Source organism: Streptomyces sp. NPDC051664 (assembly GCF_044453545.1).
Classification (GTDB): domain Bacteria; phylum Actinomycetota; class Actinomycetes; order Streptomycetales; family Streptomycetaceae; genus Streptomyces.
The window spans coordinates 57,875-82,661 of sequence record NZ_JBITCU010000004.1 but is presented as its reverse complement, the minus strand read 5'-3'; the positions used below and the strand labels follow the sequence as shown (position 1 = coordinate 82,661).

Below are 24,787 nucleotides of genomic sequence, written 5' to 3'. Positions count from 1 at the left end.
TGTTTTTCAGCGGCGTGGATCATCCAGCCGGTTTCCCGTGGCAGGCCTCCTCGCCTGCGGCGAAAATGGTGGTCGGAAGGCAAATGAGGAGGTTGGCATCCGGTGTGAAGCTCTCCCGTAGCCCTGGCGCGTCCGACGCGCCGCTCGCGCTCGACTCGGGCGCGGGTGAGAAAGGGCTCAAATCCGGTGCCCTGGGACTGCTCTCCTCCGTTGCCATCGGCTTGGCGTCCACCGCCCCGGCGTACAGCCTCGCGGCCACGCTGGGCCTCATCGTGGCGGGGGTCGGACTGCAGGCCCCGATCATCACGATGCTGGCCTTCGTCCCGATGCTGATGATCGCGTACGCCTACAAGGAACTCAACGCGAGCAACGCCGACTGCGGGACCACCTTCACCTGGGCGACCCGCGCCTTCGGCCCGCGCACCGGTTGGATGGGCGGCTGGGGCATCATCGTCGCCGACATCATCGTCATGGCGAACCTCGCCGAGATCGCCGGCATCTACGGCTTCCGGCTCCTGGGCTACGACTCCCTCACGGAAAACAGGGTGTGGACCACCCTCGCGGGTGTCATCTGGATCGGCGTCATGACCGCGATCTGCTACATCGGCATCGAGATCTCGGCTGCCGTTCAGCGCTGGCTCCTGTTCATCGAGGTGGCCGTACTGTTGCTGTTCGCCGTCACCGCCCTGGTCAAGGTCTACACCGGCAACCCCGAGATGGCGATCCACGTCTCCGCCTCCTGGTTCAACCCCCTCCACGTGCCATCGGCCGAAGCGCTGACGGCCGGTATCCTCGCCGCCGTCTTCATCTACTGGGGCTGGGACACCGCCGTCACGGTCAACGAGGAGACCGCGGACAGCACGCGCACCCCCGGACGCGCCGCGGTCATCTCCGTCGTGCTGCTGCTGGTCATCTACGCCCTGGTCGCCACCTCGGCGCAGGCCTTCGCCGGAGTCGGCCCCGCCGGGACCGGGCTGGGCAACAGGGACAACGCGGGCGACGTGCTCTCGGGTCTGGGAAACGCCGTCTTCGGCAGCCACGGGGCGGGGCCCTTCTTCTCCAAGCTGCTGATCCTCATGGTGCTGACCTCCGCGGTGGCCTCCGCCCAGACCACCATCCTCCCCATGGCCCGGACCGTCTTCTCCATGGCGGCGCACAAGGCCGTCCCCTCCCGATTCGCCCGAGTGCACCGCAGATTCCTCACCCCGACCTGGTCGACCGTCTCCTTGGGCCTGGCCTCCGTCGCCTTCCTCGTCCTCCTGACGGCGATCAGCAACAACGTCCTGGCCGACTCCATCGAGTCGGTCGGGCTCGCGATCACGTTCTACTACGGCCTCACCGGCTTCGCCTGTGTCTGGTATTTCCGCAGGGTGCTCACCCGTAGCCGCAGAGACTTCCTGTTCAAGGGCCTACTGCCGGGTCTGGGCGCGCTGACGATGCTCTTCCTCTTCTGTTACGCCGCCTTCGTCGTCTACGCCGACCCCAGCTACGGTGCGACCTCCATCGACCTGCCGTTCATCGGACGGACGGGCGGGGTCACCGTCGTGGGCCTCGGAGCCCTGCTGCTCGGCGTCGTGCTGATGCTGGTCGTCACACGCGAGCACGCCGCGGCCCTCAGACTTCAGCGCAGTCTGCTTCCTCACCGGCTGCCGCAACCGACCGCTGTCGAGATGACGAGCCGCTATGTGCCCGCCGACAGCCGTTCCGGGGTGGGCGGTGACTGGTTCGACGTCATCCCACTGTCGGGAACGCGAGTCGGCCTGGTCGTCGGGGAGGTGATCGGCCACGGACTGCTCGCCGCCGCCACCATGGGGCGCCTGCGCACCGGCGTTCGCGTCCTCGCCCGCCTGGACCTCGACCCGGACGAGCTCCTCTCGCGCCTGGACGACCTGGTCGGGCAGACCGCCAAGGAGCGGGCAGCCGTTCATGGTGCGGGCGGCACGGGGCCCCGGCAGGACGACGCCCTGGGGGTGACGTGCCTGTACGCGGTGTACGACCCGGTGTCGGGACAGTGCAGCATGGCGCGCGCCGGCCAGTCGATGGCTGCGGTCGTCCTGTCGGACAGCGGCGTCGCCACCTACCCGGATCTCCCGCCGGGCCCTCCGCTGGGGCTGGGTGGTCTGCCCTACGAGACCACGGGATTCCAGCTGCCGCAGGGCAGCCTCGTCGCCCTCTTCACCGACGGCCTCGTCCAGGCGGCCGCCGATGACATCGACGTCGGACTCGGGCTGCTCACAGAAGCCCTCGCCCAGTACCGGCGTCCCCTGGAAGAACTCTGTGACCGCGCAGTCGCGACCCTGGTGCCAGGGCCGGCGAACGACGACGCGGTCCTGCTCCTCGTACGCACACGGATGCTCGACGAACACCAGGTGGCTACGTGGGAGCTGACCGCGGAGGCGGCGATGGTCGGCAAAGCCCGGGCCGTGACCACGGGGCAACTCGGCGCATGGGGGCTGGACGAGCTGGCGTTCTCCACCGAACTCATCGTCAGTGAGCTGGTCACCAACGCCATCCGCTATGCCGCCGGTCCGATCCACGTCCGACTCATCCGTGACGAAACCCTGATCTGCGAGGTCGCCGACACCGGGCACACCTCACCCCATCTGCGCCATGCCGCCACTGACGACGAGAGCGGCCGTGGCCTGTTCATCGTCGCCCAGATGGCGCAGCAGTGGGGCACGCGCTACACGCCCACCGGCAAGACCATTTGGGTGGAGCAGGCCCTGCCGGCAGGCCCTGCCGTCGGTGAAGCGCCCTCTTAGCTTGTTCTTTGCCGCCTGCCCCGGCGATTCGTCCGAGCCTTGCCCCGCCCTTGCACCGGATCAGCGCTTCGGCCCGGGAAGCAGCCGTGTCTCCGCCGGCAGGACACCCCGTTGCGGCAACCTGTGCGCATGACCGACACCTTCGAGCACACCCCTCAGATCTGGAACGCCGCCCAGCTGCGCGATGCCCTCAAGGATCTTCCCGATGACGCGCCCATCCATATCGGTGTGGCAAGCGACCCCGGTGACTTCGACGGGTACCGCGGCTTCGTCCTCGTGGACGCACATCAGGTGGAGAACTGGTGGCCGGCCACTTCCACCGCACCGGAACGCACCGAGACGGAGAAGGCGCTGACGCTGTTCGCCGACTGGGAGCCGGACAGGTACGACCATCTCGACTGAACCGGCCCCGTTCCCGCCGGGCTGTCACTCACCGTGGAGCGCGGGTCACGGCCGGATGGCGTCCTCACCTTGCTGATCGACGAGGTCGGGGCGGTTGAGCCGGCGCAGTGCGAGGAGGCCGCCGATGCCAGGGATGACGGCCGTGGCCCTGGTGACGGGTGTGGCCTGCTTGAGGCGCCAGGTGGCCACCACGACGAACAGATAGGCACAGCCGTGGGTGGGGCCCATCAGGGAGGAAATGGGTTTGAGGTGGGCGGTGGCGAGGTTGGTCAGCAGGATGATCAGTGAGATGAGTTCGCCCTGGGCCGCAATACGCAGGTTACGGAGGTGCACGGGTCACACTCCCGTCGTGGAGCCGGGGCGGATGATCATCAAGATGGTGACGGTGGCCCACAGCAGGTTGAAGACGCCGGTGTGCATGGCGAGGCGGCCGGCTGAGCGGGGCCCGGGTCCGGAGCCCGGGGTCTGTACGGCGGCGAGCACGCGGTCCTGGGCGGGCAGGATCAGCAGGACGAGGGTGGCCGCGGCCGCCGCGGTCAGCAGGATCGATGTGATCAGCCATCCGCTGCCGAGGACGCCGAGGCTGCCGGCCGTGGCGAACCCGAAGACCGGGACGGCGATGCCGATGGCCGCGTAGACGCGGCAGATGCGGTGCAGCATCCGCAGGTTCGTGAGCGCCTCGCGGTCGCCCGGGTCGGTGTGCGTGAGGCGTAGAGCTCTGGGAAACATGCTCGCGGCGACGGTGACCGGGCCGATGGCCAGTACGGAGGCCAGCACGTGCAGGGAGAGGAGGAGTTTCGTCATGGTCAGTGTTCCGCCGTCGGCCGGGTGGCCCGGCGCCGGCCGGTGACCTTGGAGGCGGGCAGCCGTCCGGCCCTGGATGTGCCGATCAGGGTGTCTCCGTCGACCGTCATGGCAAAGGCCAGGTTCAGGCGCATGGGCTGGGTGACGGCCTGCCTCCAGGTGAGTAGCTGGCCGTCGAGGGCGACTTCGGCAAGCGGGACCTCCTCCGCCGCCCCGTGGGCGACTCCGGTCAGGACACGGTGCTGTCGGCGAAGTTCGACCACTGCCTTGATCGTGCCGATGGGGGTCGAGATGGACAGGTCCCAGGTACCTTCGACAGACATGCTGCTGTACTTCCTTACGGTGCGTGCGGTGAACAGGTGCCAAAGAAGGGGCATGGTCAGAGGCCGGTGGGAGCCGGGCCCTGGGGGCGCCAGACGGTGCCGCGACGCTCGTGGGCGAACAACTCCTCGACGGCGTGGGCGATCCGGGGGCCCACCTCGCGCTCCAGCAGGTACAGGCCCAGGTCGAGCCCGGAGGTGACACCGGCGCCGGTGACCAGGTCGCCGTCGTCGACGACACGGGCGTGAACCGCGTGGACGCCGGTGGCATCGAGCAGGTCCAGGCCCATGTGGTGGGTCGTGGCGTGGCGGCCCTCGAGCAGGCCGGCCATGGCCAGCACGAGCGAGCCGCCGCACACCGCGCCGACCGTCACCAGTGGATTGCGCATGGCCGCTTTCAGCAGCGCCGGCAGTTCGGTGTTCAAGGTGCGGCCCAGCAGCACGGGGATGAGCTCGTCCTGCTTCTGATCGCCTGTCCCGGCCTCCAGGTCAGGTGTTTCGCCAGGCGCCCCGACACGGCCCGAGGCGCCGGGAACCAGGACCAGGCCCGCACGGCCGGGGTCAAGAGCGGCAACCGCCTGGAGTGCCAGCCCCCCGGTTCCGCTGACCACAGCGCGGGGCCCCTCCGCGGACACCAGCTCCACACTCACCGCCCCGCCGGAGGCAGTTCCACCGGCGTACAGCACCTCGTAGGGGGCGATGACATCCAGCGGATCGAAACCGTCGAACAGGACGATCTGGGCGTGCATGGAATTTCCTTCACGTGCGAGGGACCGGTCTGCACCGGGTAGACCTCGACGCTAAACATGTTTCATTCGACCGCCCAGTGGCGTTAGTGACATGTTTCAACGGGATATCGCCATCGCCAGATCATGGGCCTTGAGCTGGACAAATGGCCGAGCCTGGTTCTCTGATGGCGAGTCGGCCACAGGGCGGGCAGGTATGTTCTGGCCATGCACACCGTCGCTGTTCTCGCCTTGGACCAGGTGATCCCCTTCGACCTGTCCACCCCGATCGAGGTCTTCGCCCGCACCCGCCTCCCGGACGGGCGCCCCGGCTACCAGGTCCGCGTGTGTGCTGAGCAGCCGGATATCGACGCAGGCACCTTCCGACTGCGAGCGCCCTGGGGGCTGGACGGCCTCAAGGGCGCCGACACGATCATCGTGCCCGGCACCGCCGACCCCGCCGCCCCGCTCACCCCCGCTGTCCACGACGCGCTTCGCGCCGCGGCGAAGGACGGCACCCGTATCGCCTCCATCTGCACGGGCGCCTTTCCCCTCGCCGCCACCGGCCTGCTGGACGGCCTGCGCGCCACCACCCACTGGATCGCGGCCGGTCTCCTGGCCGCCGCCCACCCGGACATCGACGTCGACCCGGATGTCCTGTACGTCGACAACGGGCAGATCCTCACCTCGGCAGGAGCCGCCGCCGGCCTGGACCTGTGCCTGCACATGATCCGCAGCGACTACGGCTCGGCCGTCGCCGCCGACGCCGCACGCCTGTCCGTCGTCCCTCTCGAACGTGAGGGTGGTCAGGCGCAGTTCATCGTCCACGACCGCATACCCACCCCGCAGGGCTCCGCCCTCGACCCCCTGCTCATCTGGCTCCAGGACAACCTGGGCCGCGATCTGGCCCTCGCCGACATCGCCGCTCAGGCCGGAATCAGCACCCGGACCCTGATCCGGCGCTTCCGCGAACAGACCGGGGTCACCCCGCTCCAGTGGCTCCACCGGGCCCGCATCCGCCAGGCCCAGCACCTTCTGGAGACCACCCGGCACTCCGTCGAACGCATCGGTGCCCAGGTCGGCTTCGGATCGCCCACCGCCTTCCGCGACCGCTTCCGGCGCACCACCGGCGTCAGCCCCCACACCTACCGGCGCTCCTTCAGCTGACGCTCTTGTATGTCCTGCCGACGAGTGGACCGTCGATCCGCACGTTACCGCCCAAGGTCTCGTCCGGTCCGAGGTGTTGCGCGAACTGCTCGCCGCCGGCGGGTCACTTCGCGCGGCATCCGTAGCTCTCGACGACGGCGATCGGGCCTGAGCGAGCGGCCTCTCGGCTTGCCCGTCGACGTTCAGGTCTGCCTCGCACAGGTTTTCTCCTCCGCCACTGCTTGCAGCACCAGTACCGAGAGGTCGTCCTCGACCGGACCCGTCCCGAAGTCGTGCGCCGCCCGCCGTACGTGCTCCGCAAGTGCCTTCGCGCCCAGCCCCATACCCTGCCGGAGCACGTCGGCCAGGCCATCGTTGTCGTCCAACTGCCAGTTGCCACAGCGGCGTTCGGTGACGCCGTCGGTCACGCACAGCAACGTCTCACCGGGCGCGAGGTCGAAGGTGACGGCCCGGAATTCAGCGCCTTCATCGATGCCGAGCAGCATCTGGGGTACGGAGGCCGGTTCCACCCTGCCGTCGGCGCACAGATGCAGCGGCGGAGGATGGCCGGCAGTGGCGACCGTACAGTGGGCTCCGGGCACGCCCGGGTCGACCGTCAGCTCCCCGTACAGCAGGCTCAGGAAGCGGGAGCCGGTCTGCTCGGCGCCGAGCGCGAATGCCTCGGCGCTCTCTTCCGCCATGGCGGCGTTCAGCCTGCCGAGCACCGACTCGACGCCATGGCCCTCGCGCGCCAGCAGCCGCACCAGGTGGCGGGCCAGGCCGGTGACGGACATCGCCTCCGGGTCCTTTCCCTGTACGTCGCCGAGCAGGAAGCACCAGTGGTTCTCGCCCCTCGGGAAGATGTCGTAGAAGTCGCCGCCGACGGTCTGCCCCTCGCCGTGCGGCTCGTAGACGATCGCCGTATCGACGCCGACGATCCTGGCCAGCGTCGCCGGCAGCTGCCTGCGCTGGAGCGCGGCGCTGATCCTGCGCTGCCGGGTGTACTGGCGGGCGGTGAACACCGCCTGCGCGACCCTGCGGGCAACGTCCTGGACCATCCGCACCACGGCGTCGGTCATCTGCGGCTGCCCGGCCCGGCCGAGCAGCAGTACACCCTGGTCGGTGTTGCGGGCGATGAGCGGGAAGGCGAACGCCGACCCACCCTCATGGTCGATGCCGGCGCTCTCCGGCCACGGCCAGGGCGTACCCCCGATGCGGACCGCGGCGGGCGGCGGAATCCGTTCCAGTTCCTCGCGCAGCGGAGTGATGCGAAGCTCGTCGGCATGCCAGACCCGGGACAGCTGCAGGCCCATCCCCGGCATGCTCAGCCAGATGCCGCACCAGTCTGCGAGCCGGGGCACGAGCATCTGGGCCGCGAGCGCGGTGACCATGGCCTCGTCGAGCTGGCCTGCCAGGAGTTCGCTGGTCTCGGCGAGGAACGACGGGCCGCCGCGGTCGTCCCACTCGGCGGCGTACCCCGCGGCATGCGCCGGATGCAGGGATGGCCCTGCGCCATGGGGCTGTGCGTCGCTGTCGCGTCCTTTGGTACCGGGCTCGGTGACACCGGGCCCGGTAGTGGCCGAATCTGTCGCAGCAGTCTCTCCCTCCGCGGCCTCCAGCCGGAACCAGACCCTCTTCTCCGCCCGCCGGTAGGTCACGCCCCAGGACTCCGAGAGCGCGCTCACCAGCTGGAGGCCGTAGCCGGGCTCACCACGCTTGGTGTCCACTCCGCCGCGTACCCCCCTGGAGGGGTGGCGGTCCGCGACCTCCACGACGACACCCAACCGGGTGGCCGGGTTCCGCTCCAGGCGGCAGACCACGTCGATATCGGTGCCGGCGTACATGACGGCGTTGGTGACCAGCTCGCTGACGAGCAGGACGGCGTCGTCGACGAGCTCCTCGGGGACCGCCATCGGAACAGGGGCGGCGCCCGCATCGAGATCCGCATCGGCGGCCGGCGCCCTGTCCCCGTTCACGGGCACCGTCCACCCCTGGAGCGCCGCACACACGAATTCCCGCGCCCGGGCGGCCGCCAGCTGGTTCGCCGGCAGCCCCTTCCTGGACACGGATTCGGTCGCGTGGACGGACAACGAAACCCCTCACCCCCCTATGTACCAAATACGCCTGAAAAGCAGTATTTTCGTGCGCTTTATACTATGACATGTGTGACCAATGAACCTCTGGTGTGCACCAATGGATCTTGGGCGGAGGGTGCTCCATGACACTGGACTCGACCCGGCCCGACACAGAGCCGGACGAACAGGTTCGTACGAGCGATCTGCGCCCCTTGCTCGCCGCGATGAAGGCCCTGTGCGACGGTGATTTCACAGCGCGCGTGGAGGACCCGAAGAAACGGGGCGGGGACGCCCTGCCGGACGGGGTGCTGGCCGAAATGGCCGGGGTGTTCCAACAGATCGTCGCGCGGAACGCACATCTCGCCTCGGAGCTCCAGCGGGTGCGCCACGAGATCATCCGACAGGGACGGCTGGAGGAGCGGATCTCGGCGAGTCCCGGCACGGGGACCTGGACGACGAACATCGAGGCCGCCAATACGGTGCTCGAAGCACTGGTGGTACCCGTCGCGAAGGCCACCCGGGTGCTAGACGCCGTCGCGGACGGTGATCTGACACAGCACGTCGATCTGCACGAGGGAAGCCGCCAGCTCCGCGGTGACCTGCGGCGCCTGGGCATCGGCGTGAACCGCATGGTGGACCAGCTCTCGCTCTTCACCGGTGAGGTGACCCGGGTCGCCCGCGAGGTCGGCACCGAGGGGCGCCTCGGCGGCCGGGCCAAGGCGCAGGGACTGTCGGGTGACTGGCTCCATGTGACCGAAGCGGTCAATACGATGGCGTCCCGGCTGACGGCGCAGGTGCGGGACATCGCGGTCGTGACGACGGCGGTGGCGCGCGGCGACCTGACACAGCAGGTGACGGTCGAAGCCACCGGCGAGCTGCTGGAGCTGAAGCTCACGGTCAACACCATGGTCGACCAGCTGCGGGCGTTCGCCGATGAGGTGACCAGGGTCGCCCGCGAGGTCGGCACCGAGGGCCAGCTCGGCGGCCGCGCCCAGGTCAGGGGCGTATCCGGGGTCTGGAAGGACCTCACCGACAACGTCAACTTCATGGCGTCGAACCTGACGTCCCAGGTCCGCAACATCGCCCAGGTGACCACCGCCGTCGCCAACGGCGACCTCAGTCAGAAGATCACCGTGGACGCACGGGGCGAGATCCTGCAGCTGAAGTCGACGATCAACACCATGGTCGACCAGCTCTCCGCCTTCGCCGACGAGGTCACCCGCGTCGCCCGCGAGGTCGGCACCGAAGGCCAGCTCGGCGGCCGCGCCCAGGTCAGGGGCGTATCCGGGGTCTGGAAAGACCTCACCGACAACGTCAACTTCATGGCCGACAACCTCACCTCCCAGGTCCGCAACATCGCCCAGGTCGCCACCGCCGTCGCGGAGGGCGACCTCGGCAAGACGATCACCGTGGAGGCCAAGGGCGAGATCCTGGAGCTGAAGTCGACGATCAACACCATGGTCGACCAGCTCTCCGCCTTCGCCGACGAGGTCACCCGCGTCGCCCGCGAGGTCGGCACCGAGGGCAACCTCGGCGGTCAGGCACAGGTCAGGGGCGCTTCCGGGGTCTGGAAGGACCTCACGGACAACGTCAACCGCATGGCGCTCAACCTGACCTCCCAGGTCCGCAACATCGCCCAGGTGACCACCGCCGTCGCCAACGGCGACCTGTCGAAGAAGATCGATGTCGACGCACGCGGCGAGATCCTGGAGCTCAAGGACACCGTCAACACGATGGTCCAGCAGCTGAGGGCTTTCGCGGACGAGGTGACCAGGGTGGCCCGCGAGGTCGGCACCGACGGGCGACTCGGCGGCCAGGCCCAGGTCCACGGTGTCTCGGGGGTCTGGAAGAACCTCACCGACAACGTCAACTTCATGGCCGACAACCTCACCTCCCAGGTCCGCAACATCGCCCAGGTGGCCACCGCCGTCGCGGAGGGCGACCTGTCCAAGAAGATCGACGTGGACGCGCGCGGCGAGATCCTGGAACTCAAGTCCACGATCAACACCATGGTCGACACGCTCTCCGCGTTCGCCTCCGAAGTGACACGAGTGGCCCGCGAGGTGGGAAGCGAAGGGCAGCTGGGCGGCCAGGCCCGGGTGGAGGGCGTCTTCGGGACGTGGAAGCGGCTGACCACCAGCGTCAACGAGCTGGCACTGAACCTGACCACCCAGGTGCGCGCGATCGCCGAGGTCGCCAGCGCCGTCACGCAGGGCGACATGTCCGGTTCCATCTCGGTGGAGGCCCAGGGCGAGGTCGCCGCCCTGAAGAACAACATCAACCTCATGGTGGCGAACCTCCGCGAGACCACGCGGGCCAAGGACTGGCTGGAGTCCAACCTGACCCGCATCGCCGGACTCATGCAGGGCCACCGCGACCTGGTCGAAGTCGCCGACCTGATCCTGCGCGAGCTGACCCCTCTGGTGAACGCCCAGTACGGAGCATTCTTCCTGGCAGAAGCAAGTACGGAGCCCGGCGAGGACCTTGAGCTCCTGGCCGGTTACGGCACCGGCCAGCCCGAAGGCCGGCGCCGGCGTACCCGGCTCAGCCTCGACGCCCCGGGCTGGGGTCTGGTCACCCAGGCCGCAACGGAGAAACGGCGGATTCTCATCGAGGCGGTCCCCACCGAATACATCACCATCAGTTCGGGCCTCGGCGCCGCGCCCCCGGCCAGCGTCGTCATCCTGCCGATCCTCTTCGAGGACCGGGTGCTCGGAGTCATCGAACTGGCCTCGTTCAGCAGCTTCAGCGAGGTTCACCTGGCCTTCGTCGACCAGTTCGTGAACACCATCGGTGTCTCCATCAACACCATCATCGCCAACTCCCGCACCGAGTCCCTCCTCTCGGAATCCCAGCGCCTCACCGCCGAACTGCGCAAGCGCTCCGACGAGTTGCAGCTCACCAACGCCGAGCTGGAGGAGAAGGCGGCGCTGCTGGCCACGTCCTCCCAGTACAAGTCGGAATTCCTGGCGAACATGTCGCACGAATTGCGCACCCCGCTCAATTCGCTCCTCGTGCTGTCGCGGCTCCTCGCCGACAACCCCGACGACCGCCTCTCCCCGCAGGAGGTGGAGTTCGCCGTCACCATCCACCGCGCGGGCTCCGACCTGCTGCAACTGATCAACGACATCCTCGACCTGTCGAAGATCGAGGCGGGCCGGATGGATGTGCATCCCAAGAAGCTGCCGCTGATCAAACTGCTCGACTACGTACGGGCGACGTTCCAGCCGCTCGCTCTGGACCGCGGCCTGTCGTTCGACATCAAGGTCGGCGAGAACGTACCGCTCGAACTCTTCTCGGACGAGCAGCGGCTCCAGCAGATCCTCCGCAACCTCCTCTCCAACGCAATGAAGTTCACCTCGTCCGGCGGAGTGCAACTGATCGTCGAACGCGGGACGGTCTCGGACTTCGAGGAGGAGACGCTGCGCGACGCCGACGCCGTCATCGCCCTGACGGTCAAGGACACCGGAATCGGCATCGCGCCGGAGAAGCTCGACGGGATCTTCGAGGCCTTCCAGCAGTCCGACGGCACCACCAACCGCAAATACGGCGGCACCGGGCTCGGCCTCTCCATCAGCCGCGACATGGCGGGACTGCTCGGCGGCCGGATCATCGCCGAGAGCGAACCGGGCGTCGGCTCCGCCTTCACCCTCTTCGTCCCCGTGCACTACCAGGGTCCGCCCTCCGGTGTCCTCCCCGCGGTGGAAGCCCGCCCCGCGAGCGGCACCACCCGCGCCGTCGCCGGGGGCACCGCCCTGACCGGCCGGCCCGGAGCCCCGGCCGCGGCCGGGCCCGCGTCGCAGATCGATGTGTTCAGGCCCCAGGAGACCGCGCCCCGCACCGGAACCCGGCCCGACAGCGGCGACGACGGCGTCAACTGGCCGGAGACGACCCGGCTCAGGGACTGGCTGAGTGGCCGCCTCGCCGGGGTGCTGGCCAACCGCTGCATCCTCATCGTCGACGACGACATCCGGAACGTCTTCGCACTGACGCATGTGCTGGGCCGCGTCGGCATCAGCGTCAAGTACGCGGAGAACGGCCGCGAGGGCCTCGAGGTCCTTGATCGGACACCTGACGTATCACTGGTGCTGATGGACATCATGATGCCCGAGATGGATGGATACGAGATGATCAGAGCGATCCGGCGCACACCTCGTTTCGCGGACCTGCCGATCATCGCGCTCACCGCGAAGGCCATGCCCGGTGACCGCGAGAAGGCCATCGAGAGCGGCGCGGACGACTACGTCCCCAAGCCGGTGGACGTCGACCGCCTGCTGTCGGTGATCTGCCGGCTCCTCGACCCCCAGTGCACTCTGCCGGAGCCAAGGCCGGATCCGTCCGACAACGTCGGCACCATCGACCGGGACGACGGCGACGCTCTCAGGAACAAGGACGATGACGACGGGGCGACAGGACGGCCATCATGACGGCGACACAGCCAGCAGCACCGGAGACCGCCAGCATCCTCATCGTCGACGACATGGAGGAGAACCTGGTCGCCCTCGAAGCCGTACTCGGCTCGCTGGGCCATGTGGTCCGCGCGCACTCGGGTGAGGACGCCCTCAAGGCGATGCTGCGCCAGGAGTTCGCGGTCGTGCTCATCGACGTGCTGATGCCGGGCATGAACGGATTCGAGACCGCCGCCAACATCAAGGGCCTCGACCAGACGAAGGACGTCCCGATCATCCTGCTGACCGGGGCCGCAGTCGATCCGAACTACGCCTACCGCGGCTATACGGTGGGCGCAGCCGATTTTCTGATCAAGCCCTTCGACCCCTGGCTGCTGCGGACCAAGGTCAACGTCTTCCTCGATCTGTTCCGTAAGAACCGCCAACTCGTGGACCAGTCCGAACAGTTGACGCGCCTCCTGACGGCGGACGGCGGCCACCCCGGGGTTGCGCCGGCCGCCCCCGCCCCGGCTTGCGCATCCACTGAGCCGTCATACGATACGGGCCTCAAGGACACTACGGAGTCCGCAGAACGCCCTGCACCCCCGGAAGAGCCCGACCGACTCGCTGAGGTCGTCGGCCAACTCGCCCAGGCGGAACTCCTGCTACGGGATACCAACGGTCCGGGCGGGGCGGACCTCGCCGACCGCATCGTCGAGCTGGAACAGGCGGTAGGACGGCTGATGGCGCAACGCGAGATGTAGGAACGCACTCGGACCGTCACGATCCGCTGAACACGCCCCCGGCCCGGAGGCGTCCCCCTCCTGGGTCCACTACGTGCTGGGACGGTCCGGCCCTCGTCCCCTTCGGATGCCGGTCGCCGACCGCGCACGGGTGGCCTTCGCCTGTGTGGATCTCCGCGCCCGCTGCAGAGCCTGATGGACCGACCAGACGACGGACACGAGCGGCACCGTCACGATCGCTCCCAGCACCCCCGCCGCGATCGCGCCGGCGATCACGGAGAGCGCGATCACGACGGGATGCAGGCGGACGGCCCAGCTCATCACGATCGGGTGGAGCAGGTGCCCCTCGATCTGGCCGATGACGACGATCAGCACGACGACGACGGCCGCTACGATCGGGCCCTTCGACGCCAGAGCCACAACGGCAGCAATTCCAAGGGCGATAGGTGAGCCGATCAGGGGTACGAAAGCCGCGAAGAACTCCAGCAGCGCCAGCGGAAGCGCCAGCGGCACTCCCAGTGCGAACAGGGCGAGTCCGACGAGTACGGCATTGGTTGCAGCCACCACGATGATGCCGTGGGTGTACCCCGTGAACGTCCGCCACGCCGCTCGGCCCGCGATCTCCACCCGCTCCCGCGCCGTCCCCGGCAGCTGTTCGCACACCCAGTCCCATTGCCGGTCGCCCGAGTAGATGAAGAAGACCGAGCAGAACAGCGCGAGAACGAACACGGTCATCACCTCCACCAGTCGGCCCACGCCACTGAGTGCCGAGCTGATCAGGGTGGACCGATGGCTGGACAGATATTGCCCGATCCGCGCCTGCAGGTCTTTCAGCGCCCCGGGGTTCAGACGGAACGGTGGCTCCGCCAGCCAGCGCTCGATCCTGGCGAGGCCGTCGCTGAACTGCCGCTCCAGCCCGGCCGTTTCTCCGGCGACCGTCTCACCGACAAGAGACAGCACACCCAGGACCAGGACGAAACTGCCGAGGAGCGCCACTGCCACTGCGAGCGGCCGCGGCAGCACACGGGCCAAGAAGTCCGTCGGCGGGCGCAGCACCGCGGTGACGACCAGCCCGAGGAAGACGGCCACCGCAACCTCGTGGAACCGTCCCAGCGCCGAAAAACCGGCGTAGACGACAGCTCCCACGACGAGGGTCCGCCAGGCGTAGGCAGCGGCCGTCCGCAGCGCAGGGGACACACGCGGCCCCTGCTGGTCGGTTGGCGCATGCTGCGAGCCCTGGCCCCGGGAAGCATGGCCGTTGATGCCACGCAGCGCCTGGCGCGACGCCGCACCAGCCCGGTGCCTCCGTCTTTCAGGCCGGAAACCGGGGTCCGGGTCGTCGGGCTGCAGATGCGATCGCCTGGGCATTCCTTGCTGGTACCAGTCGGCGACGCATCATCCCAGCTCCCGCGGCTGCATACACGCGAAGTCACCCAGCAGGCGCAGTCACCGGTCGCGCCGACGGCTCAGTTGTCCAAGGCGGCCCGCGCCCGGTCGCGGAGCTCGTCATCCGGGATGGAAGCCGCGTCGTCGGGTCGTAGCCGGATGGTCGCCCTGCCTGAGGTGAGCGCGGGGTGGCGCGTGGCGAAACCGGCGTCGCGGCCTAGCTGCCAGCCGTAGAGGGACACTCCGTGGCTCCATGCGCCGACACGGGACCCAGCGCCGGTGGTCGGCTCCACGCCCCACACGTGCTCAGGGCAGGCGGCCGTACCGGCGTCGCAGACCTCGTCGGCGGACGGTCCGGGCGGCCTGGGCCGGGGAATCGGCGGTCCTGGTGACATCGGCGGTGGAGTCGGCGCTGTCGGCCTGGGGTCAGGCGGGCCCCTGGGCCTACAGGCGGAGAACGACCAGGGCGATGTCATCGCGGGCTCCGGCGCTGACGCCGAGGCGGGCGAGCACGGCGTCAGCGAGGCGTTGGGGGCTGAGGCGGGTGAAGCGGGCGAGTGCGTCGGTGAGGCGGTGCAGACCGGCATCGATGTCCTCACCGCGGCGTTCGATGAGGCCGTCGGTGTAGAGCACGAGGGTGTCGCCGGGGGTGTAGGACAGCTCTGCCTGGGGGCGGGGGACGTGTTTGGGGCGGGCTCCCAGCGGCGGGTCGGTGGCCTGGTCGAGCAGATCGAAGGTGCCGTCGTGGTGGACCAGGACCGGCGGGAGGTGGCCGGCGCTGCTGTAGGTGATGCGGTGGTCGTGGGGGGCGATGACGACTTGGACCGCGGTGGTGGCCAGCGCACCTTCGACCGAGCGCGCGTACAGACCCAGAACCTCCAGCGCCTTGGCGGGCTCGGGGCGGGCTCGGACGGCGGCGGACAGCGCGCTGCGAAGCATTCCCATGACGGCAGCGGCCTCCAGGCCGTGGCCGACAACGTCACCGACGGCCAGGGCGCAGCCGTCGTCGGGCAGGTCGACCAGGTCGTACCAGTCGCCGCACACGTTCAGAGATCCGGCGGCGGGCAGGTAGCGGACCGCGACATCTCGATGCCGGGCCAGGTCGGGCGAGTAGAGCATGGCCTCCTGCAAGGTGACGGCGACCTGGCGTTCACGGGCGTGGGCTTGGCGCAGTTCCTCGTTCAACCCCTGGAGCTCACGCGCCCGTGCGTACAGTTCGGATTCCATCACCTCCCATTTGCTGAGCTCCCCGCCTCCTCGCGGACGGGAGGGATGGGACAGCACGAACGCGGTCACGTCCTCCACCCGGTGGATGATCCACGCCACCTGTCCGTCCGGCCCGAGCACAGGGGTGTTGATCGGGGACCACCATCGCTCCTCGAACGCGCCGGGCCTGTCCGCAACCGGGATGTCGTACTTCTGCACCGCCATCGTGTCCGACTCCTTGGAGCGCAGGGCCCGGCGCAGGGAGGCGCCCAGGTTCTGCACCCCGTCCGCGCCCGGATCTGCAGGGTTGTCGGGGAAGGCGTCGAAGAGGTACTGCCCGACCAGTTGCTCCCGAGTGCGGCCGGTCGCTGTCAGGTACGCCCGGTTGACGTCGATGATCACCAGGTCGGGACCGAGCACCAGGTAGGGGCTGGGCGTGGCGGCGAACAGCGCCTGGTAGTCGATCCGTGGTGTAGTCACATGCTCTCCCGTTCCGTTCGGTGGCCGCCACGGCCGAACGTCGTCTCAACTATGTGTCCTGCACTCCCCCGCCCCCGTCCTCGCTGCGCCGCAGGAGTGTCGGGAACGCGATCTGCGCAGCCGCGGAGCGCGCGGCCATCGGTTTCGTCTACAGTCCTGTAGACGAACGCCATGCCGCCGGACTGCGGGCCCCGACAGAAGGACTCGACTGCCGTGAAGGACCTTGTGCAACGCCGCGTCCTGGTCGTCGAGGACGACCACGGGCTGCGCGACGTGCTCGCCCGCGGACTGCGCGAGGAGAACTTCGCCGTCGTGACCGCCGCCAGTGGGGCCGGCGCCCTGCGCACCCTCGATGACCGGGTGGATGCCGTCGTCCTTGACGTCGGACTGCCCGACTCGGACGGCCGGGACGTGTGCCAGGCCATGCGTTCGACGGGGCTGAAGGCCCCGGTGGTCTTCCTCACCGCGCACGACACGCTCACCGACCGGCTCTCGGGCTTCTCCGCGGGCGGCGACGACTACCTCGCGAAACCCTTCCACCTTGCCGAACTCGCCGCCCGGATCCGCGCTGCGCTCCGCCGCGCAGGGCCGGACCCTGTGGTCGAGCTGGCGGAGCTCCGGCTCGACCCCGTACGCCACCTGCTGGAGGTGCACGGCAAGCCGGTGGCACTCACCCCCACGGAGTTCCGCCTGCTGGCCGCGCTGATGGCCGTGCCCGGAACCGCCGTACGCAGACGGGAACTCCTTCGCGTGGCCTGGCCGGACGGGGCTCAGGTCAGCGACAACACGCTCGACCAGTACCTGGCCCGGCTGCGCCGGAAGCTGCGCGAGGCGGACAGCCCACAGGCGATCACTACGGTTCGAGGCGTCGGGTACCGCCTGATATGAGGCGGCTCCGCGTCACCGGACGGCTCCGCACCGCGCGGCCCCGCACTCTGCGGGGCCGCCTCGCCCTGCTCGCCCTGGCCTCCGCCACGGCCTGGGTCGCCGCGCTCACCGTCGCGTTCGACATCGTCCTCGCCGGACGACTGAGCAGCCAGGCCGCCGACCTGCTGCAGACCCGAGCCGCGGCGGTGGCCACCACCGTCGAGGCACGCCCGGACGGCGGGATCGTCGTCCACGAACCGCCCGACGACCGCGCCCTGGATGTCGGCACGTGGATCTACCGCGGAAGCACGGCCGTCGAACGGCCGAGCGCGCCCGCCGCCCTCCAACGGCAGGCCGACCGGCTCACCGGTCGGGGCAGCAGATACCAGGAGTCCGGCGGGAGGAACGCCTCCCGGCTCTACGCCCTGCCGGTGCACGTCGGCAACCGCCAGACGGGCACCGTTGTCGTCGCCGTCTCCCTCGACCCGTACCGCAGCACCGCCCGCGCCGCCCTCGCCGGTTCGGCGGTCCTCGGGCTGCTGCTCCTGGCCGGGGTGTACCTGCTCACCCGCACCATCGTCGGCCGGGCCCTGCGCCCGGTCGCCGAGATGAGTACCCGGGCCGCCCGCTGGAGTGAACTCGGTGCCGCGGAACGCTTCGGCACCGGCCACCGCCCGCACGAGCTCGCTTCGCTCGCCACCAACCTCGACGAACTCCTGGACCGGCTGGCCGCCGTACTGCGCCACGAACAGCTGCAGACCGCCGAGCTCTCGCACGAGCTGCGCACCCCGCTGGCCCGCATCGTCGCCGAGACCGACTGGCTCACCGCCCGGCCACGGGACGCGACCGGACAGCACGCCTCCCACCAGGCGATCGCTGCCGCAGCCGGCACGATGCGGCACATCTGCGACACCCTGCTTTCCGAGGCGCGCGCCCGCACCGCGCAACCCCCCGGCCGCTGCCGACTGCCCGCAACGGCCGATCACCTGTCCGAGCAGTACGCGCGTCAGCACCCCGACGCCCCGCCGCTGTCCGTACGGGGCGACGCGGCCGTCACCGCGGGGGTCTCCCCCGCACTCGTGGAACGCATGCTCACGCCGCTGCTCGACAACGCCCGCCGCTATGCCGCCACCGCCGTCACCCTGACGTTCGCACAGACCCCGGACGGTGTGGAGCTCGCCGTGACCGACGACGGCCCGGGTGTGCCCGCGGAGACCGGCCCGGCTGTCTTCGAGCCGGGCCGCCGGGCGGATCCGGACGACGGTCATGACGGGGCCGGTCTCGGACTGGCGCTGGCCCGGCGGCTGGCCCGCGCGTCCGGCGGCGACATCGAGTGGGATCCGGCCGCCACCGGCGCGCGGTTCGTGGTCAGCCTTCCGGCAGGCTGACGGAAGCGGTGGCCGCGTCCCGCCGGGTCACCGTCAGATAGCTGACCAGGGCCAGGATCAGGACGAGGAAGATCGCGCTGGTCCCGACCGTACCGAGGCCGAGGCCGCCGTCACCGCGCGCCTGGGAGAGAAAGTCGCCGAGCGAGGCGCCCAGCGGGCGGGTGAGGATGTACGCGATCCAGAACGCCGGGACGGCTGCGAGGCCGAGCCCGTAGTGGGCGGCGGCCACGGCGGCGATGAGCACCGCGAACAGCACCGCGGACACCCAGTACCCCAGGTCCATCCGCTCGGCCGTGAGGTCGCCCGCCGAGGTGCCGAGAGCGAAGGTGAAGAGGATCGCCGCCCAGTAGAACGCCTCGCGGCGGACCGTGTGAATGGAGTGGATGGAGAGCGTCCGCTCGCTCCCGTACCAGGCGGCGAACACCGCGACGAGCAACACGGCGAAGACGACTGTCGTCGTCTCCAGCGCCACCCCGAAGTTGTCCGTGAGGTTGTCGCTCACGAGCGTGCCGACCACGCTGATCAGCACCACGGCGAGCCAGTAGAGCCCGGGAACGTACTTCTTGGCCCGGAACTGGAACCAAAGCGTGCCGATCAGCAGCACTGCCATGACCAGCGAGGTGTTCGTCAGACCCAGACCGAGGTTTTCGTTGAGGAGATCGGCCGCGGTCTCGCCCACCGTCGTGCACAGCACCTTGATCACCCAGAAGTACACCGTGACTTCGGGGACCTTGTTCAGCATCTGCCGCGCTCCGGCGCGTGCCGGATACGCAGCTGTTTCATTCGTCATGACCGGTGAGGCTGGCACGGAGAACCTGAACACATCCTGACTGCTTCTCTCCACGGCAGGCGAACGAGGCCCGGACTCACCAAGAACCTCTTCGCCCACGCGGTACGTGCAGCAGCAGCCGATCACCCGCAGCGTTACGCTCAATTTGTATGCATTCATCCGACTATGGAGGCAGCCATGCGCCCTACCGACGAGTACCCGACTCCGTCGCAGGCCGAGGGCGAGAGGTTGGAAGAGGATCTGAATCCGGCCGAGGAACGGCATCCCGCCACGACACGCACCCAGCCGTCCCAGGCCGAGGGCGAGCGCCGGGCGGAGGATGACGCAAGCTGAAGCGGAGGTGGTGACAACACTGACGTCGACCGAAGTCGGAGCCGGAGCCGCCAGGCCGGACTCCGGGGCAGGCCCCGGAGTCCGGCCTCCACAAGTGTCGCGGTCGATGGCGCGGGCGCAGTACGGCCGTACATCGAGTTACCGATCGCCTCACCCGCAGAGAGCCGCGGCGTAACGCCACACCCTACCGACTTCGCGCCCGAAATATACAGTTGATCCATGAATGCTCGGTTGGTCCTGCTCGACAGTGTGGAACAGGGCGTCACGGAAGGTGAGGTGCTGCGGCTCGCGCTTCAGCACGCCGTCGCCGAGCTGGACGGCCTGGGCGGGACGGTGCACCTGCGTGGTCCCATGTCGGCGCTGCGTCTGGTGTCAGTGACCGGACTGCCTCCGGCCCTCGTCCGGCCGTGGGAGATCATCGACCAGGAGGACACCGCGGTCCCGGCCCGCGCCGTGCGCCAGGGCACCGGCGTGTGGGAGTTCCACGACCCCTCAGGCACCCGCCCGCCCACGTCGGCCACTGGCTGGCCCGGCACGGGCCTGGCAGCCGTACCGGTGTTCGGCGCGGAGCGCCCGGTCGGCGCCCTCACCGTGGTGACAGGGGCTTCGGGAGAGCCCACCAGGAAGCATTGGGATTTCCTCACAGCGGTGGCCGCCTGGGCGAAGGAGCGGATGATCCAGGCTCCGCCACCCGCTCGCCCTGCCCGGGAGGAGCCGAGCGGCAACTTCCTGCGGCAGGCGCTCAAGGCCGTCCAGGTAGGTACCTGGGACTGGAACATCCGCACCGGCGCCCTGTCCTGGGACGATGCGGCCATGGCCATCTACGGCACCGAGCCCGCCGACTTCACGCCCCAGGTCGAGAGCTGGATGAAGGTGGTCCACCCCGACGACGTGCCGTGGGCGCTCGCCGCCGTCGAGAAGGCCATTCGCAACCACGGTGTATTCCAGGCCGAGTACCGAGTACGACGCCCCGACGGCAGTTACGGCTGGACCCAGGCTCGCGCAAGGGTGGTGCTCGATGACACGGGCGAGCCCTACCGGATGATCGGGACGGCATGGGACAGCAACGAGTCCCGGTCCGCCCGTGACGCGCTCAGCCACGCCTTGCGCCATATGAGCGACGGCTTCCTTTCGGCGGACGACGACTGGCGGATCACCTTCGTCAACCTTGAGGCCGAAGGCATGCTGGGCTCCTCCGAGGAGGAGCTGTTCGGCCGCGTGCTGTGGACACTGCCCGCCGTGCAGCAGGTCGCCGACATGGAGGCCCGGTGTCGCCGGGCCGCCGCAACGGCCACGCCCGCAGGCTTCGACGTGCACATGCCGGATACAGGACGCTGCTACCACCTGCGGCTCGTCCCGGTGCCCGACGGGGTCACGCTGTACTTCACCGACGTCACCGAGATGCGCAGGCACGAGGCCGAGCGGATCGCCGCCGAGACGGCCTCCGCCGAGCGCGCCTCCCGGATCACGGAGCTGACGGCAGCACTCGCCACGGCGACGACCTCGCGGGACGTGGTGGATGCGGTGGCCCAGCGGGTGCTGCCGCCGTTCCGCGCCACCGGACTGCTCGTACAGGCCGTCGAGGGCAACCGGGTCCACAACGTCGGAGCCGTCGGCTACCCCCGCGCGTTCCTCGAGCGTGTCGACGGCCGTTCGCGAGTCGCGAAAGACCCCGTCTGGGACGCGATCTCCACTCAGGGGCCGCTGTTCGTCTCCTCGGTCCAGGAGTACGTGGCGCGCTATCCCGCTATGGCCGACCACCCGCAGGACATCGGCAAGCAGTCCTGGGCGTTCCTGCCGCTGACCGCCTCCGGACACACCTTCGGTGTCTGCGTGATCGCGTTCGACCAGCCACGCCACCTGGCCGACGAAGAGCGCACCCTGCTGACCGCCATCAGCGCCCTGGTCGCGCACGCCCTGGAACGTGCACGGCTCTACGACGCCGAGCACACCCGGTCCCGGGAGCTGCAGCACGCACTGCTCCCCCGGACACTGCCCGACCTGCCGGCGTGCACCACCGCCGCCCGCTACCTGCCCGCCGGACACGGCATGGACGTCGGCGGCGACTGGTACGACGTCATCCCGCTCTCCGCCGGACGGGTCGCGCTCGTCATCGGCGACGTGATGGGCCACGGCCTCTCCGAAGCTGCCACGATGGGGCGGCTGCGCACGGCCGTTCACACGCTGGCCGACCTCGAACTGCCACCCGACGAGATCATGAGCCACCTCAACGACATCGTCAGTGGCCTCGGGGAGGACTCGTACGCCACGTGCCTGTACGCGCTGTACGACTCCACCAACCGGACCTGCTCCATCACCCGCGCCGGCCACCCACCGGCGGCAGTGGTCCACCCCGACGGCACCGTGCACTTCCTGCATCCGGTCCCGGATCCGCCTCTGGGCGTGGCAGAGCCGCCGTTCGAGACGGTGGAGCTGACGATGCCCCCGGGAAGCCTCCTCGTGCTGTACACCGACGGCCTCATCGAATCGTCCGAGCGCGAGATCGACCAGGGCATGACCGAGCTGGCGCAGCTCCTGCACGCCACGGAGAACGAAGACTTGGACCGGCTCTGCGAGAACCTCATCGCCGGCCTGCTCCCCGCCGGACAGCACACCAGCGACGACGCCGCCCTCCTGGTCGCCCGTGTGCACGCGCTCAGCTCGGACCGGATGGCCTCCTGGCCACTCCCGGAAGACCCCCAGGCAGCGGGCCTGGCCCGCAGGCACGTCCGGGAGCAGCTGTCCACGTGGGGGCTGGACGACATGGCGACGACCACGGAACTGCTCGTCAGCGAGCTGGTCGGGAACGTCGTACGACATGGGAGGGGACCGCTGCAACTGCGGCTGCTACTCGACGCCGACCTGATCTGCGAGGTCTCCGACGGCAGCCTGACCATGCCCAGGGTCCGCCACGCGTCCGAGACGGACGAGGGCGGCCGGGGACTGCAGCTGGTCGCCGCGCTCTCCCAGCGGTGGGGCACTCGCTACACCGCTGCCGGCAAGTGCATCTGGACCGCACAGACGATGCACGGATCCGACATCCCGGCTCCGCTCCTGCCGGAATCCGACAGGCATGCCGTCGCGCCCCCCGAATGACCGCTTGACGCCGAGCACGCCTGATCGGTGCTCAGCCGAGGGCACGGTCGAGGTTGAATGCAGCGCTGATGAGGGAAAGGTGAGTGAAGGCCTGCGGGAAGTTGCCGAGTTGTTCGCCCGTGGGGCCGATCTCCTCCGCGTACAGGCCGAGATGGTTGGAGTAGGTGAGCATTTTTTCGAAGGCCAGGCGGGCCTCTTCCAGGCGGCCGGCTCGGGTGAGGGCTTCGATGTACCAGAATGAGCAGATCGAAAAAGTCCCCTCCGTGCCCAGGAGGCCATCCGGGCTTGCTCCCACGTCGTAGCGGTGGACAAGCGAGTCGGTGACCAGGTTCGCACCAAGAGTGTCCAGCGTCGAGAGCCACTTGGGGTCGACAGGGGAGACGAACTTGACCAAGGGCATCATCAGCACGGCGGCGTCCAGGACGTCGCCGTCCAGTTGTTGGACGAAGGCGCCGCTCTCGGCCGACCAGCCGCGTGTCATGATCTGCCGGTAGATCGCGTCACGGCTCCGCCCCCACCGGACAAGATCGGCAGGCAGGCCACGCCGGGTCGCCATGCGCATGGCCCGCTCGATCGCCACCCAGCACATCAGGCGCGAGTACAAGAAGTTTCGTCGCCCCCCACGGGTCTCCCAGACACCTTCGTCCGGCTGGTCCCAGTGGTTGCAGACCCAGTCCACCACGGTGGAGACTTCGTCCCAGTGGTGGCTGCTGATGGGTTGCCCCCACTTGTCGTACAGGTAGATGGAGTCGATGAGCGCTCCGTAGATGTCCAGCTGGAGCTGGGTCGCGGCACCATTGCCCACCCGCACCGGAGACGACCCCATGTACCCCTCGAAATGCGACAGTTCGCGCTCGGGCAGCTCGCGGCGCCCGTCGATGCCGTACATGATCTGCAGCGGCCCGTTGGCGTCGTCCCCGCACTTGATGCAGGAGGACAGAAAGCCCATGAACGCTTCGGCCTCCGATGTGAAGCCCAGCCTGAGCATGGCGTAGATACAGAAGGCTGCGTCCCTGACCCAGGTGTACCGGTAGTCCCAGTTGCGCTCGCATCCGATCTCTTCGGGCAGGCTCGTCGTCGGCGCAGCCACGATCGCGCCGGTCGGCGCGTAGACGAGCAGCTTCAGCGTCAGCGCGGACCGGTGCACCATCTCCCGCCACCGTCCGTGGTAGCGGGAGGCGCTCAGCCACTGCCTCCAGTAGCGGACCGTAGCCTGGAACTCGTCCTCCGCCTCACGCCTGGCACACCCCCGCTGAGCGACCTCTTCCCCCACCCGGTCGAGGGCGAAGACCGCGGACTCGCCTTCCAGCAACTTGAAGTGTGACCAGGCATCCGTGCCGTCGCATTCGAGCGGGACGGTGGCCGTCAGAGCCAAGGACAGGTTCTCGGATACGAACAGCGCGCTGTCGCCCTGCAGGCGGGCGCTGTGCGGCTCGGTCCCGTAACCGAAGCGGGGAGCCACCCGCGCGGTGAACGGAAGCGATCCCCGGACACACAGCAGACGTCGGATCAGCCGGTGCCGGTGGGCCTCGCCCGATTCATCACCGATGGGCATGAAGTCCTGGATCTCGCCCACCCCGTCCGCGGCGAAGAATCGCGTGATCAGCACATTGGTGTCGGGAAAATAGAACTGTCGGGTCCGCGCAGGCACGTCGGCTGCCAGCTCGAAGGATCCGCCCCGGTCCGCGTCCAGGATCGAGCCGAACACGCTGGGCGCGTCGAATCGCGGGCAGCAGTACCAGTCGATCGTGCCGTCGGTGCCCACGAGCGCGACGGTACGAAGGTCGCCAATCAGGCCGTGCTCGGCGATCGGCAGATAGCGTCCGGACCCCGCTCCCTGCCCGTATCCACCGAATCCGGCATTCTCGAACGCCAT

At 69.1% G+C, this 24,787-nt stretch carries 19 protein-coding genes; 9 read left to right on the top strand and 10 right to left on the bottom strand.

Annotated features, from left to right (window positions below; all coding sequences use genetic code 11):
• Nucleotides 1–104 precede the first annotated feature (104 nt).
• Together ACIA8E_RS09420 and ACIA8E_RS09415 are read left to right on the top strand one after the other, a co-directional pair.
• Entirely contained in the window at nt 105–2,762 is a 2,658-nt protein-coding gene (locus ACIA8E_RS09420; protein WP_399296176.1) for a SpoIIE family protein phosphatase, read from the top strand.
• A 129-nt stretch (nt 2,763–2,891) separates the two neighbouring features.
• Nucleotides 2,892–3,164 carry a DUF6225 family protein gene (locus tag ACIA8E_RS09415; protein ID WP_399296174.1) on the top strand — a complete coding sequence of 91 codons (273 nt, stop codon included), beginning with the start codon at nt 2,892–2,894 and terminating at the stop codon, nt 3,162–3,164.
• A gap of 45 nt (nt 3,165–3,209) precedes the next feature.
• Here the strand turns inward: ACIA8E_RS09415 and ACIA8E_RS09410 are convergent, their stop codons facing one another.
• Genes ACIA8E_RS09410 through ACIA8E_RS09395 form a run of 4 tightly spaced genes read right to left on the bottom strand, consistent with a single transcriptional unit; the run spans nt 3,210 to nt 5,037 of the window.
• Nucleotides 3,210–3,497 carry a DUF3817 domain-containing protein gene (locus ACIA8E_RS09410; protein WP_399296172.1) on the bottom strand — a complete coding sequence of 96 codons (288 nt, stop codon included), beginning with the start codon at nt 3,495–3,497 and terminating at the stop codon, nt 3,210–3,212.
• A 3-nt stretch (nt 3,498–3,500) separates the two neighbouring features.
• Nucleotides 3,501–3,968: a hypothetical protein gene (locus ACIA8E_RS09405; protein ID WP_399296171.1), complete on the bottom strand. Its 468-nt coding sequence runs from the start codon at nt 3,966–3,968 to the stop codon at nt 3,501–3,503.
• A 2-nt stretch (nt 3,969–3,970) separates the two neighbouring features.
• On the bottom strand, nt 3,971–4,291 hold the full coding sequence (locus tag ACIA8E_RS09400; protein ID WP_399296169.1) for a hypothetical protein: 321 nt from the start codon (nt 4,289–4,291) through the stop codon (nt 3,971–3,973).
• A 56-nt stretch (nt 4,292–4,347) separates the two neighbouring features.
• Nucleotides 4,348–5,037 (bottom strand): DJ-1/PfpI family protein, encoded by a 690-nt coding sequence (locus tag ACIA8E_RS09395; protein ID WP_399296167.1) that lies wholly within the window; start codon nt 5,035–5,037, stop codon nt 4,348–4,350.
• A gap of 204 nt (nt 5,038–5,241) precedes the next feature.
• Between ACIA8E_RS09395 and ACIA8E_RS09390 the strand changes: the two genes are divergently transcribed.
• A complete protein-coding gene (locus tag ACIA8E_RS09390) occupies nt 5,242–6,180 on the top strand; it encodes a GlxA family transcriptional regulator (RefSeq protein ID WP_399296165.1) in 939 nt (312 codons plus the stop codon).
• Nucleotides 6,181–6,362: 182 nt separating this feature from the next.
• Here the strand turns inward: ACIA8E_RS09390 and ACIA8E_RS09385 are convergent, their stop codons facing one another.
• Entirely contained in the window at nt 6,363–8,249 is a 1,887-nt protein-coding gene (locus tag ACIA8E_RS09385; protein ID WP_399296163.1) for a SpoIIE family protein phosphatase, read from the bottom strand.
• A 128-nt stretch (nt 8,250–8,377) separates the two neighbouring features.
• Here ACIA8E_RS09385 and ACIA8E_RS09380 point away from each other — a divergent pair, with 128 nt between their 5' ends.
• Together ACIA8E_RS09380 and ACIA8E_RS09375 are read left to right on the top strand one after the other, a co-directional pair.
• The gene (locus ACIA8E_RS09380) at nt 8,378–12,661 is read left to right on the top strand and encodes a HAMP domain-containing protein (RefSeq protein ID WP_399296161.1); all 4,284 of its coding nucleotides are present in this window, start codon (nt 8,378–8,380) and stop codon (nt 12,659–12,661) included.
• Nucleotides 12,658–13,386: a two-component system response regulator gene (locus tag ACIA8E_RS09375; protein WP_399296159.1), complete on the top strand. Its 729-nt coding sequence runs from the start codon at nt 12,658–12,660 to the stop codon at nt 13,384–13,386. The genes ACIA8E_RS09380 and ACIA8E_RS09375 overlap by 4 nt, the downstream gene beginning before the upstream one ends.
• 69 nt (nt 13,387–13,455) lie before the next feature.
• On the opposite strand, the gene ACIA8E_RS09370 is transcribed toward ACIA8E_RS09375, so the two are convergent.
• The 3 genes from ACIA8E_RS09370 to ACIA8E_RS09360 all read right to left on the bottom strand — a co-directional run bounded on the left by ACIA8E_RS09370 (nt 13,456) and on the right by ACIA8E_RS09360 (nt 16,437).
• A complete protein-coding gene (locus ACIA8E_RS09370) occupies nt 13,456–14,562 on the bottom strand; it encodes an AI-2E family transporter (RefSeq protein ID WP_399296157.1) in 1,107 nt (368 codons plus the stop codon).
• A gap of 269 nt (nt 14,563–14,831) precedes the next feature.
• Entirely contained in the window at nt 14,832–14,993 is a 162-nt protein-coding gene (locus ACIA8E_RS09365) for a hypothetical protein (protein ID WP_399296155.1), read from the bottom strand.
• Between the two features lie 202 nt (nt 14,994–15,195).
• Nucleotides 15,196–16,437: a PP2C family protein-serine/threonine phosphatase gene (locus ACIA8E_RS09360; RefSeq protein WP_399296153.1), complete on the bottom strand. Its 1,242-nt coding sequence runs from the start codon at nt 16,435–16,437 to the stop codon at nt 15,196–15,198.
• A gap of 225 nt (nt 16,438–16,662) precedes the next feature.
• Here ACIA8E_RS09360 and ACIA8E_RS09355 point away from each other — a divergent pair, with 225 nt between their 5' ends.
• Both ACIA8E_RS09355 and ACIA8E_RS09350 read left to right on the top strand, forming a co-directional pair.
• Complete coding sequence (locus ACIA8E_RS09355) at nt 16,663–17,325, top strand: response regulator transcription factor (protein WP_399296802.1); 663 nt, start codon at nt 16,663–16,665, stop codon at nt 17,323–17,325.
• The gene (locus ACIA8E_RS09350) at nt 17,322–18,692 is read left to right on the top strand and encodes an ATP-binding protein (protein WP_399296151.1); all 1,371 of its coding nucleotides are present in this window, start codon (nt 17,322–17,324) and stop codon (nt 18,690–18,692) included. Before ACIA8E_RS09355 ends, ACIA8E_RS09350 begins: the two co-directional genes overlap by 4 nt.
• Here ACIA8E_RS09350 and ACIA8E_RS09345 read toward each other — a convergent pair.
• Nucleotides 18,673–19,482, bottom strand: coding sequence for a hypothetical protein (locus ACIA8E_RS09345; protein ID WP_399296149.1), 810 nt, complete (start codon nt 19,480–19,482; stop codon nt 18,673–18,675). The two genes, ACIA8E_RS09350 and ACIA8E_RS09345, sit on opposite strands and share 20 nt — an antisense overlap.
• Before the next feature lie 177 nt (nt 19,483–19,659).
• Here ACIA8E_RS09345 and ACIA8E_RS09340 point away from each other — a divergent pair, with 177 nt between their 5' ends.
• Both ACIA8E_RS09340 and ACIA8E_RS09335 read left to right on the top strand, forming a co-directional pair.
• Nucleotides 19,660–19,815 carry a hypothetical protein gene (locus ACIA8E_RS09340; protein ID WP_199822896.1) on the top strand — a complete coding sequence of 52 codons (156 nt, stop codon included), beginning with the start codon at nt 19,660–19,662 and terminating at the stop codon, nt 19,813–19,815.
• A 219-nt stretch (nt 19,816–20,034) separates the two neighbouring features.
• Nucleotides 20,035–22,911 carry a SpoIIE family protein phosphatase gene (locus ACIA8E_RS09335; RefSeq protein WP_399296147.1) on the top strand — a complete coding sequence of 959 codons (2,877 nt, stop codon included), beginning with the start codon at nt 20,035–20,037 and terminating at the stop codon, nt 22,909–22,911.
• Between the two features lie 31 nt (nt 22,912–22,942).
• Here ACIA8E_RS09335 and ACIA8E_RS09330 read toward each other — a convergent pair whose 3' ends face one another.
• Nucleotides 22,943–24,787 carry a glycoside hydrolase family 15 protein gene (locus ACIA8E_RS09330; RefSeq protein ID WP_399296145.1) on the bottom strand — a complete coding sequence of 615 codons (1,845 nt, stop codon included), beginning with the start codon at nt 24,785–24,787 and terminating at the stop codon, nt 22,943–22,945.